The 12798-nt window shown below is 68.0% G+C and carries 12 protein-coding genes and 2 pseudogenes; 5 read left to right on the top strand and 9 right to left on the bottom strand.

Annotated features, from left to right (window positions below; genetic code table 11):
- The 7 genes and pseudogenes from AC27KI_RS06055 to AC27KI_RS06085 all read right to left on the bottom strand — a co-directional run.
- Positions 1-120, bottom strand: a 120-nt coding sequence (locus tag AC27KI_RS06055) for a twin-arginine translocation signal domain-containing protein (RefSeq protein ID WP_487089136.1), incomplete at its 3' end; no start/stop codon positions are given.
- Positions 121-150: 30 nt separating this feature from the next.
- Positions 151-1776: a polyamine aminopropyltransferase gene (locus tag AC27KI_RS06060; RefSeq protein WP_487113043.1), complete on the bottom strand. Its 1626-nt coding sequence runs from the start codon at positions 1774-1776 to the stop codon at positions 151-153.
- Positions 1776-1913, bottom strand: a pseudogene (locus tag AC27KI_RS06065) (type I restriction enzyme endonuclease domain-containing protein); the annotation flags it as partial. The gene AC27KI_RS06060 and the pseudogene AC27KI_RS06065, both read right to left, overlap by 1 nt.
- 8 nt (positions 1914-1921) lie before the next feature.
- Entirely contained in the window at positions 1922-3007 is a 1086-nt protein-coding gene (locus tag AC27KI_RS06070; protein WP_487089134.1) for a Fic family protein, read from the bottom strand.
- A gap of 191 nt (positions 3008-3198) precedes the next feature.
- Positions 3199-3423 carry a DUF350 domain-containing protein gene (locus AC27KI_RS06075; RefSeq protein WP_272566455.1) on the bottom strand — a complete coding sequence of 75 codons (225 nt, stop codon included), beginning with the start codon at positions 3421-3423 and terminating at the stop codon, positions 3199-3201.
- 64 nt (positions 3424-3487) lie between these two features.
- Positions 3488-4983 (bottom strand): annotated as a pseudogene (locus AC27KI_RS06080) (DUF4178 domain-containing protein).
- A 71-nt stretch (positions 4984-5054) separates the two neighbouring features.
- On the bottom strand, positions 5055-6116 hold the full coding sequence (locus tag AC27KI_RS06085; RefSeq protein WP_284410690.1) for an SPFH domain-containing protein: 1062 nt from the start codon (positions 6114-6116) through the stop codon (positions 5055-5057).
- A 173-nt stretch (positions 6117-6289) separates the two neighbouring features.
- Between AC27KI_RS06085 and AC27KI_RS06090 the strand changes: the two genes are divergently transcribed.
- Complete coding sequence (locus AC27KI_RS06090) at positions 6290-6541, top strand: DUF2061 domain-containing protein (protein WP_272566451.1); 252 nt, start codon at positions 6290-6292, stop codon at positions 6539-6541.
- Between the two features lie 197 nt (positions 6542-6738).
- Here the strand turns inward: AC27KI_RS06090 and AC27KI_RS06095 are convergent, their stop codons facing one another.
- On the bottom strand, positions 6739-7044 hold the full coding sequence (locus AC27KI_RS06095; protein ID WP_272566450.1) for a flagellar basal body rod protein FlgC: 306 nt from the start codon (positions 7042-7044) through the stop codon (positions 6739-6741).
- A gap of 305 nt (positions 7045-7349) precedes the next feature.
- On the opposite strand from AC27KI_RS06095, the gene AC27KI_RS06100 reads away from it, so the two are divergent.
- Complete coding sequence (locus AC27KI_RS06100) at positions 7350-8240, top strand: DUF5666 domain-containing protein (protein ID WP_487113045.1); 891 nt, start codon at positions 7350-7352, stop codon at positions 8238-8240.
- 126 nt (positions 8241-8366) lie between these two features.
- Here the strand turns inward: AC27KI_RS06100 and AC27KI_RS06105 are convergent, their stop codons facing one another.
- Complete coding sequence (locus tag AC27KI_RS06105; protein ID WP_284407131.1) at positions 8367-9059, bottom strand: GntR family transcriptional regulator; 693 nt, start codon at positions 9057-9059, stop codon at positions 8367-8369.
- Positions 9060-9139: 80 nt separating this feature from the next.
- On the opposite strand from AC27KI_RS06105, the gene araD reads away from it, so the two are divergent.
- From araD to AC27KI_RS06120, 3 genes are all read left to right on the top strand, one after another.
- On the top strand, positions 9140-10885 hold the full coding sequence (araD, locus tag AC27KI_RS06110; protein WP_487089131.1) for an L-arabinonate dehydratase: 1746 nt from the start codon (positions 9140-9142) through the stop codon (positions 10883-10885).
- Positions 10886-10902: 17 nt separating this feature from the next.
- Positions 10903-11613 carry a ribonuclease activity regulator RraA gene (locus tag AC27KI_RS06115; RefSeq protein WP_487089130.1) on the top strand — a complete coding sequence of 237 codons (711 nt, stop codon included), beginning with the start codon at positions 10903-10905 and terminating at the stop codon, positions 11611-11613.
- An 89-nt stretch (positions 11614-11702) separates the two neighbouring features.
- On the top strand, positions 11703-12677 hold the full coding sequence (locus AC27KI_RS06120) for a Bug family tripartite tricarboxylate transporter substrate binding protein (RefSeq protein WP_284409967.1): 975 nt from the start codon (positions 11703-11705) through the stop codon (positions 12675-12677).
- Positions 12678-12798: the final 121 nt, after the last annotated feature.

Genomic DNA, 12798 nt, shown 5'->3' on the forward strand with positions numbered 1-12798 from the left:
GCCGCGCGCCATGTCGATGCCGGCAAAGCCACCCTCCAGTTCGGGCGGGGCGCCGCACCCGGCAAGGGCGGCGGCAGCGGCCGAGGTGGCCGAGGCGGCGAGGAATTGGCGGCGTTGCATGTGGGCGGTGCGGCCGGGCGGCCAGCGCGGTCAGTGGGCCGCCACCTTACCCCACTCCTGCTCGTAGGTGTGCACCAGCACCTGGTTGGACAGGCGGTTGACCTCGGCCGGCACGCGCGCCATGTCGCGCGGAAAGTCGAACAGCAGCGCCAGCGTGGGCACCGACAGGAATCGCAGCCCCTCGGGCAGCGCCTGCGGCAGATGCCAGGGCCGGCGGCTGGCGATCACGAATCCCCATTCGCCGAAGCTGGGCACGTGGGCGTGGTACGGGGCGGTGCGCAGCCCCAGCGACTCGATGGTCTGCACCACCGTCCAGAAGCTCTGGCGTGCCACCAGGGGCGAGGTGGTCTGCACCACGGCGTAGCCGCTGGCGGACAGGCGCTGCGCCAGCAGGGCGTAGAAGCTGTTGGTGTAGAGCTTGCCGATGGCGAAGTTGGTCGGGTCGGGGAAATCCACCACGATCACGTCGAAAAAGTCTTGCGCCCCCACGCCTTGGGGCGGTCCTGCGGCGCTGGAGTCTTGCGCCCCCACGCTCCCCTGCTGCAGCCACTGGAACGCGTCGGTGTTCACGACATGCACCTTGGGGTTGGACAGCGCCCCACCGTTCAGCCGCGCCAGCGTGGGGTCGTCGGTGAACAGGCGCGTCATCGCCGGGTCCAGCTCGACCAGCGTGACCGACTCGACCGAGGGGTACTTGAGGATCTCGCGCACCGCCATGCCGTCGCCGCCGCCCAGCACCGCCACGCGCCGCGGCCCGGCGCCGCCCGAGGCGAACGCCGCCATCGCCGGGTGCACCAGGGCCTCGTGGTAGCGGTACTCATCGCGCTCGGCGAACTGCAGGTTGCCGTTGAGGTACAGCCGGTGCCCCGCCTTGCCCTCGGTGACCACGATGCGCTGGTAGGGCGTGGCACGGCTCACCACGATGCGGTCCTGGTAGAACTTGTCTTCGGCAAAGCGCGTGATGTGCTCCGCGCCCACCAGCCCCGCCAGCAGCACGCCGAACACGGCCACGCAGGCCAGCACGTGCGCGCGCAGGCGCCGCAGCTCGTGGCGGAACAGCCAGACCGCCCACAGCGCCACCGCCGCGTTCATCAGGCCGAACAGCAGCCCCGTGCGGATCAGCCCCAGGTGCGGCACCAGCAACAGCGGGAACGCGAGCGACACCGCCAGCGCCCCGAGGTAGTCGAACGTGAGCACCTGCGAGACCAGGTCCTTCAGCACCGCGTTGCGCTTGAGGATGCGCATCACCAGCGGAATCTCCAGCCCCACCAGCGTGCCCACCAGCAGCACCATGCCGTACAGCAGCACGCGGAACGCGCCCGGCGCGTAGGCGTTGGCCAGGAACAGCGTGGCCGGCAGCGCGCCGCCCACCAGGGCCACCAGCAGTTCGATGCGCAGGAAGTGCGCGGGCAATTGCCGTTCGAAGTAGCGCGACAGCCACGATCCCACGCCCATGGCGAAGAGGTAGGTGCCGATGATGGTGGAGAACTGCAGCACCGAATCGCCCAGCACGTACGAGGCGAGCGCGCCGGCCGCCAGCTCGTAGAGCAGGCCGCAGGCGGCGACGACGAAGACGCTGGCGAGCAGCGCGATGTCGATGGGGCGCGGCGCGGGCGCCGCGCTGGCTGTGGTGGTGGGCAACGAAGCGTCCGGCATCAGTGCTCCCATGCTTCGCCCAGCGCTTCGGCTTGCTGCAGTACCAGTTCGACGGCGCTGTCGGCTTTGTCGGGCGGGTATTTGTACTTGCGCAGGATGCGTTTGAACGTCGGCCGCAGGCTGGTGCGAGCGCTCTCGATGCGGGTCATGGCCGGGCCTCGTTGTTCTCACCCAGCAAGATGGTGTTCAATGCCTGATTGACGTAGTAGTTGCCGCGCCCGATCTTTTGCTTTTGAACGAAGCCGCTGGCCGCCAGCGCATCCAGGTACTTGGTGGCAGTGAGCCGAGAGACCTGCAGATCCCGCTGCAAAAAATCGATCTTGGTGTAAGGGTGCGTGAACAGGTTGTTGATCAAGTCCTGGCTATAGAACTTGTGCTGCGCCCGGATGCGGTGTTTGTAGTCGAACAGTGCTGTCTTGATGGCATGGATGGTGACCAGGGTCTGGGCCGCGGTCTGCTCCACGGCGTCCAGCATGTAAAGCACCCAATCTTCCCAGGCGTCGTGGTCCCGCACCGTCTGCAGCAAGCGGTAGTACTCGGTCTTGGTACGCACGATGTGCTTGCTCAGGTACAGCACCGGAATATCGAGCAGCCCCTCCTTCACCAGATACAGCACGTTCACGATGCGCCCGGTGCGGCCATTGCCGTCGTAGAACGGGTGGATACTTTCGAATTGGTGGTGCGCCAGCGCCATCTTGATCAGCGGGTCGGCGGCAAACAGGTCTGGATCGTTCAGAAACCGCTCTAACCCCCCCATCAGCGCGACGATCTCGGTGGGGTCTTGCGGCGGCGTATATACCGTCTGGCCGGCGCCGTCTTTCAGCGCCGTACCAGGCAGCTTGCGAAAGCCTGCATTGTTGCGCTCCAGCTCGCCTTGGATCTGGATGATGTGGTTGGCCGTGAGTAGACCACTGCTGCGTACCTGCTCAAACCCCACCCGCAGGGCTTGGCGGTAGCGCAGCACTTCTTTGGCAGCGGGGTTGGCAAACGCTTCAGGCAGCACATCGTCCTTGAACAGCTCATCGTGCGTGGTGACGATGTTCTCTATCTCCGAGCTGTCTTTGGCCTCCTGCAGGCCCAGCGTGTTGATCAGGATGCCTTGGTTGGGAATGGACGCCGCAATACCCTTGAGTTCAGCCAATCGGCGGCTGCTGCTGGCCAGCTTCTTGAGAATGGCGGGTGTGTCGAAACGGGTGGCGTCCAGCTGTTCGAGCGCGAGGAGGACGGGCATGGTGGGCGAGGGCTGGTCTGTGATGTGTATAGAAAAGCCGGTTTTCTATACATGTTAGCCAGCATCTGTATAGAAAAAGCCGTTTTTTATACATGGGATGGGTTGCCAGCCAACGGCGGATTTTGCATGGCCCGACGTTCAGCGGCCGAAAGCCAGAGGGTTTCCGGGGTACCCAGCGCTACTGGACCACCTCACCCCCCGTGCATCGCCGCCGCCACGATGATGCTGATGCCCAGGCACATGGCCGCCACCACCATGGCGAGGGCCTTGTTCTGCTTCTCGACGATCTCGGCCCACAGGTCGTAGGGCGTGAGCTTGTCGATGATGATGAAGCTCACCCAGAACACCAGCACGCCGATGAGCGCGAACAGGATGGAGCCGAAAAACGCGGCGGGCCGCAGCCATTCAAGAGCCATGATGATGACCTCCGTCAGATGAAAAGGGGTTGCAACAAGGGAGCGCAGGGGCGTCGCCGTTTCGTCATTTGTGCCCGCCCCCGCTGGAATACCCGCCGAAGGAGCCGCCCGAGCTGCGGTAGCCGCCGCCCGACGATCCCGAGCAGTTGCTCATGAGCAGCAGCAGGATGATGAGCACGATCGCAATGACGATGATGGTCCCGCAGCCCAGGCTGGTGGCGCTGGCCAGGGGCGCGGCGTCCTCGCGCTTGAACATGTCCTGCTGGCCGCCGAGCTTGAAGGCCTGCGCCACCACCGCGCTGTCGATCTTGCTGCCGCTGGACCAGGTGATCTCGCGCGGGGTCTGCTCCATCGACAGCAGGCCGCGGCCGGTGCTGCTGGCGAAGTCGCGGTTGGCGCTTTTCTGGCCGCGCTCCACGGGCCAGTAGAACTCGCCGGCCACGTAGGTGGTCTCGGCGTCGTACTGGCTCGACAGGCGGTAGGTGGTGCCCAGGTAGGTGGCGCTCTGGCCGCCGCCGGTTAGCTGCGGCGCGCCCGTGGTGGGCCGCACCAGGCTCCAGCCGTCGGTCGCGTCCACCAGGAAGGCGAAGCCGCGCTTTTGGTTGTAGAGCAGGTATTCATCCCAGCCGAAGTGCTCGTCGTCGCCCGGCTCCACCCCCATGCGGTGCTGAAAGCCCACCACCTGCCAGTGCACGCCCTCCAGCTGCCCGGTCTGGCCCAGCGGGATGAGCGGGTTCACCGGCTCGTCCTGCACGGCGTGGCGCAGTTCGGCCCCCAGGCCGCTGGACAGGTCGATGAGGCTGTGGCACGACGGGCACGTCAGGCTCTTGGTGCTGCCCAGCTTCACGGGCACCGGCGCGCCGCAGTTCGGGCAGTTGAACTGCCGGCCGGTTTCGTCCTTGGCGGACGCGTCTTTCAGGCCCTGCAGCTTCAAATCGTCGAGCTGCACGGCCCGGCCGCGGTCCACCTTCGGGGGTGTGCTGCCGTAGTCGATCGACAGCACCTCGCCGTCGGCGCTGCGCAGCTCCACCATGCTGAACGGGTGGCCCAGCGGCGGCAGCTTGGGCAGCTCGCCCTGGGCGGAGATGAGCTGCGCCTGCACGTTGGCGGCCACGCTGTAGGGCTTGCCGGCCACCGCCGTGGTCATGCCGACGCGGAACTGCTCGGCCGCGGGCAACTCACGCCCCGCCGCGGCCGGCCGCGTGAACACGTAGGCGCCGTTGTCCTCGCCCAGCGTGGCGGTGCTGCCGTCCTCCAGGAAAGCGTTCCACTCGGTCCAGGTGCCGGCGTCGCCCTTGTATTGCAGGCGCCCGATCAGCGTGAAGGGCAGGTCCTGCCCGTCCAGCACGATGCGGCCGCTGGCCATGAGCTGCAGGGGGCTGTGGTCGTCGAAGACTCGGCCATCTTGCCCACGCGCGTGAGCACCTCGCCGCTGCGCACCACCGTGCTCTGGCAGTAGGGGCAGACGGCGTGGGTGGACTGCGCGCTCTTGAATTCGACCGGCGCGCCGCAGCCGGGGCAGGGCGCGCGGTAGGTACGCTGGGTGCCGCTCTCGGCCATGTTTTTTGAGTGTTTTTGGCCTCCTGCCCTAGTATCGATTGGGCAGGATGCTATTCAATCGATAGCGAAGACTAGACCAGCTTCTTGAGCAGTTCGGCCTTCTTGGCGTCGAACTCCTCCTGCGTGAGGATGCCCTTGGCCTTGAGCTCGCCCAGCTTCTCCAGCGTGGCCATCACGTCCTCGGGCTTGACGCCCGCCGCAGGCGCGGCGGCCACGGCAGCGGCGGCCTGCTGGGCCGCGCCGGGGTTCTGGCCCTGCAGGCCCTGCTGCAGGTTCTGCGCCAGCACCTGGCCCAGCGCCACGCCGGCGCCCAGGCCCATGGCGTCGCCAGCAATGCCGCCGCCGCCGTTGCCCGAGCCTTCGGCGAATTTCGGGATCGCCTGCGCCGTCTGGTACTGCATGAACTTGCCCATGTCGTTGCCGACCATGCCCATGCCGATCTTCTGGTCCAGGATCTTCTGCAGCTCTTCGGGCAGCGAGACGTTCTGCACCGTCATGCCCTCCAGCAGCAGGCCGATCTTGGCGAACGCGGGCTGCAGTTCCTTGGCCAGGGCCTCGGCGAACATCACCTGGTTGGCCGCCAGGTCGAGGAACGGCAGGCCGCTGCCCGCGATGGCGTTGCTGATGTTCTGCAGCACCAGGCCGCGCAGCTGGCCGTCGATCTCGGAGACGGTGTACTCGGCGCGCGTGCCCGAGATCTCGGTGTGGAACAGCTTGGGGTCGGCCACGCGGAAGGCGTAGTTGCCGAAGGCGCGCAGGCGCACGGCGCCGAAATCCTTGTCGCGAATGGTGATGGGCTGCGGCGTGCCCCACTTCTGGTCCACCTGCTGGCGCGTGCTGAAGAAGTACACGTCGCTCTTGAACGGGGACTCGAAGAGCTTGTCCCAGTTCTTCAGGTAGGTGAGCACCGGCAGCGTCTGCGTGGTGAGCTTGTAGGTGCCGGGGCCGAACACGTCGGCCACCTGGCCTTCGTTCACGAAGACCGCCATCTGCGACTCGCGCACCACGAGCGTGCCGCCGTTCTGGATTTCCATGTCCCGCATCGGGAAGCGCCAGGCCAGCGTGCCGTCGCTGTCCTCGGTCCACTGGATGATGTCGATGAACTGTTTCTTGATGAAGTCCATGAGGGCCATGCGGTGCTCCCGTTCGAGGTGTGCGGAGGGTTGGAAAGTGCGGCCATCATAGCGGCGCCCCGGGGCTTGGCTATCGCGGCGTTGGACACGATCAATTGGCGCTCGCCAATGCGAATCACTAGCATTCGTGCAGTTGTTCGTTCCCATCCGAGATCGCCCTACAGGAGTCCGCCATGTCCCGCATCCGCCAAGCCACGCTCCGCAACCTGCCCACCCTCATGAAGACGGGCAGCTACTACCTCATCCACATCTGTGTGGCGGCCCTGGTGGCCTACGCGGTCACCGGCAACCTGATCGCCTCGATCACGCTGAGCCTGCTGGAGCCCACGGTGCAGGCGGTGGCGTTCTTCTTCCACGAAAAGGCCTGGGAGCGGGCGGCCCGCCGCCGCGCGGCAGCGGCCGGCGATGCGCCCCTGGCGGCTTGAGGCACGGCCATGAGTACCACCTCGGATTCACGCCCCCGGCAGGCGGGCGGGCCGTTTCATCACTGGCTGATCGAGCGGCTGGCCGGCCTGGCCGGCGCGCTGTGATGGTCTGAGAGAAGAGGGAAAAGGAAAGGGGCCGCCGGGCTGCCGTCGGCCCGGGCTGGCCCAGCGGACGGTTAAGAGGCGTATGCGGCGGTTCAGGCCCGCGTGTCGAGCAGCGAGCCCATCATGCGGTCTTCGGTGCGCAGCACCTGCAGATTGGCCTTGAACGCATAGGTGGCCGAGATCTGGTCGACCGCGTCGGCCTCGAGCGAGGCGCCTTCCTGCGCCGCGCGGCCCACATTGGTGGTGGCCACGCCGCCTTGGGAGGCCACGGCCTCCTGGTCCACGGTCTGGCGCTTGAAGCCGGGGGTGTTCATGTTGGCGACGTTGTTGGCGGAGACATCCATGCGCACCTGGGCGGCGCGCAGGCCAGAGGCGGCGATCGAGGAAACAGAGGCCATGGGAGTGCTCCGGTGGAGGGCGAGGAAGTGCCTGGATTATCCGCCGCAGGTGCAGGAATGACCAGCCCGGCCGTGAAAACGACTGGGAACGATCGCAGGCCCCCTGCGCTGGATGCGTCGTTCTCCAGCGGCCCCATCAGCGGCTTCGGCTCCATCATCGTCAACAACCTGCGCTACGACGACACCGCCGCGCGCATCCTGGACGATGCCGGCCAGGCCGTCACCACCGCCGCCCTGCGGCTGGGCATGGTGGTGGAGGTGAACGGCTCGGGCATCGCGGTGGACGCCAGCGGCTGCGCCGCTCCGTGGCCTCGACCATCAGCCTGCGCAGCGAGATCGAGGGGCCCATCACCGCCATCGACACCGCCGCCCGCACCTTCGCCGTGCTGGGCCAGACCGTGCAGTGGGCCGATGCCACGCTCTACAGCGACAACCTGCCCAATGGCGCGGCCAGCCTGGCGGTGGGCCAGGTGGTGCAGGTGTTCGGCCTGCGCAACCCCGACGGGCTATACAGCGCCACGCTGGTGGTGCGCGACGAGCCCGTGCCCACCCGCTACAAGCTGCGCGGCGTGGTCGCCGGGCTGGACGGCACGGCGCAGACCTTCCGCATCGGTGGCGCGGTGATCGCCTACGGCGCCGTTGCGTCGCAAGCCCCCGGCATCGCCAACGGGCAGTACGCCCGCGTGGAGCTGCAGACGGCGCCCGACGCGTCTGGCCGCTGGGTGGCCTCGGCCCTGCGCACCACCGCCAGCAGCGTGACGCTGCCCAGCGGCAGCAACGTGGCGGTCGAACTCAAGGGCTACGTCACCGCGTTCACCAGCAACACGGCCTTCAGCGTGAACGGCGTGCCGGTGAATGCCAGCGGCGTGGCCAACCCGCCTGCGGGCCTGGCGCTGGGCCGGCGCGTGGACGTGAAGGGCGTGTTCGTGAGCGGGCAGTTCAACGCGAGCGAGATCGCGCTGGAAGAGGCCGGCAGCCTGGCCAGCCGCAGCTTCGACGTGAAGGGATCGATCCAGCGCGTGATCCCGGCGGCCTCGGTGATCGTGGTGCGCGGCGTGCCGGTCCACTACGCCAGCGCCCGCTTCGAGGGCGGCACCGCGTCCGACCTGGCCGAGAACCGCTCCGTGGAGATCCAGGCGCAGGTGGCCGCCGGCACCTTCGGCCTGGTGGCGCAGACCATCCGGTTCGTTGCCTGATTCGATTGCTATCAATTAAATAGCGGTATGCCCTAGTAGATATTGCGCTGGAGGCCGATGGGGTTGACCATGGACCGGCGCGGGCCCCTTTCGCCCCGAGCCGCCCGGGTCCGCTGCGCTCCGCCTTCAGTCGGCGTTCACGTACTCCGGATGGCGGGCGCAGATCTCGTCCACCTGGCTGAGCGTGCCCGACAGGTGCGTGCGCAGCGCCTCCTGGGCGCCGGGCGCGTCCCCCTGCGCGATGGCCTCGGCGATGCGGCGGTGGTCGGCCAGCACCGACGCGGCCTTGCCCGCGCTAGGCAGGTGCAGGTGGCGCAGACGGTCCACGTGGCCGGAGTGGCTGCGCACCAGCTCCCACAGGCGCGGCACCTCGGCGGCCTCGTACATCAGGCGGTGGAACGCCAGGTCGGCCTGCGAGAACGCCTCGGGCTCCAGGGGGTCGGCGGCGGCCTGCATCACGCCGATCTGGGCCTGCAGGCGCCGGGCGACGGCCTCGCCGCCCTGCAGCGCCAGCGTACGCACCACCTCCAGCTCGATGGACCGGCGCAGGTAGTGGGCCTGCCGCGCGGCGGCCACGTCGATGCGGCTCACCACCGTGGCGTGCTGCGGAAAGATGTCCACCAGCCCCTCTTCGCCCAGCCGCATCAGCGCATCGCGCACGGGCGTCTGGCTGATGCCGAAGCGCTCGGCCAGTTCGGCGCGGGCCAGCACGGTGCCGGGGGTGAGGTCCAGCGACACGATGGCCGCGCGCAGCTTTTCGAAGATCTGCGGCGCCGCGTGGCGCGACCGGTCGAGGCGGACTTTGTCTCTCACGTTCATAGGCGGCGGATTGTCGCACCGCACGATTTTGACGTACTAATATATTAGTGCTTTAATGCGCCGAAACTGTGATGGAGCCTATGACGACGACCCGCCGCCCCCCCGAGTCCCTGCGCAGCGCACGCTGGTTCGCCCCCGACGACCTGCGCTCCTTCGGCCACCGCTCTCGCATCATGCAAATGGGCTACGCGCCCGAAGACTGGGTGGGCAAGCCCATCATCGCCATCGTCAACACGTGGTCGGACATCAACCCCTGCCACGGCCACTTCAAGCAGCGGGTGGAAGACGTCAAGCGCGGCGTGCTGCAGGCGGGCGGCTTTCCCATCGAACTGCCCGCCATCTCGCTGGCCGAGGCCTTCGTCAAACCCACCACCATGCTCTACCGCAACATGCTCGCCATGGAGACCGAAGAGTTGCTGCGCAGCCACCCGGTCGATGGCGCGGTGCTGATGGGCGGCTGCGACAAGACCGGCCCCGGCCTGCTGATGGGCGCCATCAGCATGGGCCTGCCCTGCGTCTTCGTGCCCGCCGGCCCCATGCTGCGCGGCAACTACAACGGGCAGGTGCTGGGCTCGGGCTCGGACGCGTGGAAGCTCTGGGACGAGCGCCGCGCCGGCCAGATCACGCAGACGCAGTGGCTCGGGGTGGAAGGCGGCATCGCCCGCAGCCACGGCACCTGCATGACCATGGGCACGGCCAGCACCATGACGGCGATCGCCGAGGCCATCGGCATGACGCTGCCGGGCGCCTCGTCCATCCCCGCGCCGGACGCCAACCATGTGCGCATGAGCGCCGAGAGCGGCCGCCGCATCGTCGAGATGGTCTGGCAGGACGAAACCCCGGCGAAGCTGCTGAGCCGCGAATCGTTCCTGAACGGCATCAACGTCGCCATGGCCGTGGGCTGCTCCACCAACGCCATCGTCCACCTGGTGGCCATGTCGCGCCGCGCGGGCGCGCACTGCGCCGTCACGCTGGATGACTTCGACGCCGCCAGCCGCCACGTGCCGGTGATCGCCAACGTGCGGCCCAGCGGCGACACCTACCTGATGGAGGACTTCTACTACGCCGGCGGCCTGCCCGGCCTCATGTCGCGCATGCCGCAGCACCTGCACCTGGGTGCGCGCACCGTCACCGGCCGCACGCTGGGCGAGAACATCGAAGGCGCCGCCGTGTTCAACGACGACGTGATCCGGCCATTGGACAACCCCATCTACGCAGAGGGCGCGCTCGCCGTGCTGCGCGGCAACCTGGCGCCCGACGGCGCCGTTATCAAGCCCAGCGCGTGCGCGCCGCACCTGCAGCAGCACACCGGCCCGGCGCTGGTGTTCGACGACTACCCCAGCATGAAGGCCGCGGTGGAAGACCCCGACCTCGACGTCACGGCCGACCACATCCTGGTGCTGCGCAACGCCGGCCCGCAGGGCGGCCCCGGCATGCCCGAATGGGGCATGCTGCCCATCCCCGCGAAGCTGGTGAAGCAGGGCGTGCGCGACATGCTGCGCCTGTCCGATGCGCGCATGAGCGGCACCAGCTACGGCGCCTGCATCCTGCACGCCGCGCCCGAGGCCTACATCGGCGGCCCGCTGGCGCTCGTGAAAACCGGCGACCTCATCACCGTGGACGTGCCCGCGCGCCGCATCCACATGGAGGTGAGCGACGAAGAACTCGCCCGCCGCCGCGCCGCCTGGACGCCGCTGCCCGCACGCTACCAGCGCGGCTACGGCTGGATGTTCAGCCGCCACATCCTGCAGGCCGACCAGGGCTGCGACTTCGATTTCCTCGAAACCGGCTTCGGCGCCCCCGTGCCCGAGCCCGACATCTTCTGACCCCCGGAGACATGCCCTTGAACCCCGCCACCCGCGACCGCCTCGCCCACGTCAGCACCGCCACGCTGTGCACCGCCCTCTTCAAGAAGGGGCTGCGCAACCAGTTCCTGCAGAACGTCCACCCCCTGCGCACCGGCCGCGCCAACATGGTGGGCGAGGCCTTCACGCTGCGCTACATCCCGGCGCGCGAAGACCTGAACACCATCGACGTGTTCAAGAACCCCGACCACCCCCAGCGCAAGGCCGTGGAAGACTGCCCGCCCGGCGCCGTGCTGGTCATCGACAGCCGCAAGGACGCGCGCGCCGCATCGGCCGGCTCCATCCTCGCCTCGCGCCTCATGAAGCGCGGCGTGGCCGGGCTGGTCACCGACGGCGGGTTTCGCGACACGCCCGAGATCGCCGCGCTCGACATGCCGGCCTACCACCAGCGCCCCTCGGCGCCCACCAACCTCACGCTGCACCAGGCCATCGACATCAACGGGCCCATCGCCTGCGGCGACGTGGCCGTGTTCCCCGGCGACGTGCTGGTGGGCGATGGCGAGGGCGTCATCGTCATCCCCGCGCACCTGGCCGATGAGATCGCCGCCGAAGCCACCGAGATGGCCGCCTTCGAAGACTTCGTGACCGAGAAGGTGCTGGAAGGCCGCTCGATCATCGGCCTGTACCCGCCCACCGACCCCGCCACCCACGGCGACTTCGCCGCCTGGCGCGCCGAGAAAGGCCGCTGACACCCGGCACACACCGCCCGCACCGCTTTTTCCGCCTTCCCCCCCTTCCCCACATCGCAGCACCACAACGACACCCGGAGACAAACCCCATGCGATTCATCCGACACACCGCCCTGCTGGCCGCCCTGGCCCTGGCCCCATTCCTTGCGGGCGCCCAGGAATGGCCTACCGCCAAGCCCATCACCTACGTCGTGCCGTTCACGCCCGGCGGCTCCACCGACATCATCGGCCGCGTGCTCGCCAACAAGCTGGGCGAGGCGCTCAAGCAATCGGTGGTGGTGGACAACAAGCCCGGCCAGGCCGGCGGCATCGGCGCCTCGTACGCGGCCAAGGCCCCGCCGGACGGCTACACCCTCTTCGGGGGCACCATCAGCACGCACGCCATCAACGCCAGCCTGTACAAGAACCTGTCGTACAACCCGGTCAAGGACTTCGAGCCCGTGGCCCTGGTGGCCACGCTGCCCAACGTGCTCATCGTCAACCCCGCGCTGGGCGTGAATTCGGTCAAGGAACTGATCGAGCTGCTCAAGAAAGACCCGTCCAAACGCATGTTCGCGTCGTCGGGCGCGGGCACCTCCACCCACCTGGCGGGCGAGATGTTCGGCGACCTGATTGGCGTGAAGCTCACCCACGTGCCGTACAAGGGCACGCCGCCCGCCCTCACCGACGTGGCCGCCGGCCAGGTGTCGTTCATGTTCGACCAGATGACCGCCGCCCTGCCCCTGGCCAAGGCCGGTCGCGTGAAGTTGCTGGCCGTGACCACCGGCCAGCGCATCGCCCTCGCGCCCGAACTGCCCACCATGATCGAATCGGGCGTGGCCGGCTTCGAGATGTCGTCCTGGCAGGCCGTGTACGCCCCCAAGGGCACGCCCAAGGCCGTGGTGCAGCGGCTGAACGCCGAGATCGTCAAGGCCCTCAAGCAGCCGGACGTGGTGGACAAGCTGCACACGCAGCTGGGCATGGACATCGTGGGCAGCACCCCAGAAGCGCTGGCGGCGCACATGGCCAAGGAGATTCCGCGCTGGGCGGAACTGGTGAAGAAGTCGGGGGCTTCGGCGGATTGAGCGACGGGGAAGTGCGCAGGCCTGCTCCTGGCTTGAGGCCTGCACTCTCTAAGGAAGTCAAAGTGTCTGCCGGCGATGCATTGCTTGTGAAATATCGGAGGCCGTGGATGTAAGCGATGCG

It is taken from the genome of Acidovorax sp. KPB24-03 (assembly GCF_057546605.1).

Bases quoted from the DNA above. Each gene is read 5' to 3' on its own strand.
- AC27KI_RS06060 (WP_487113043.1), bottom strand. From the start codon at position 1,776: ATGCCGGACGCTTCGTTGCCCACCACCACAGCCAGCGCGGCGCCCGCG.
- AC27KI_RS06070 (WP_487089134.1), bottom strand. From the start codon at position 3,007: ATGCCCGTCCTCCTCGCGCTCGAACAGCTGGACGCCACCCGTTTCGAC.
- AC27KI_RS06075 (WP_272566455.1), bottom strand. From the start codon at position 3,423: ATGGCTCTTGAATGGCTGCGGCCCGCCGCGTTTTTCGGCTCCATCCTG.
- AC27KI_RS06085 (WP_284410690.1), bottom strand. From the start codon at position 6,116: ATGGCCCTCATGGACTTCATCAAGAAACAGTTCATCGACATCATCCAG.
- AC27KI_RS06090 (WP_272566451.1), top strand. From the start codon at position 6,290: ATGTCCCGCATCCGCCAAGCCACGCTCCGCAACCTGCCCACCCTCATG.
- AC27KI_RS06095 (WP_272566450.1), bottom strand. From the start codon at position 7,044: ATGGCCTCTGTTTCCTCGATCGCCGCCTCTGGCCTGCGCGCCGCCCAG.
- AC27KI_RS06105 (WP_284407131.1), bottom strand. From the start codon at position 9,059: ATGAACGTGAGAGACAAAGTCCGCCTCGACCGGTCGCGCCACGCGGCG.
- araD (WP_487089131.1), top strand. From the start codon at position 9,140: ATGACGACGACCCGCCGCCCCCCCGAGTCCCTGCGCAGCGCACGCTGG.
- AC27KI_RS06120 (WP_284409967.1), top strand. From the start codon at position 11,703: ATGCGATTCATCCGACACACCGCCCTGCTGGCCGCCCTGGCCCTGGCC.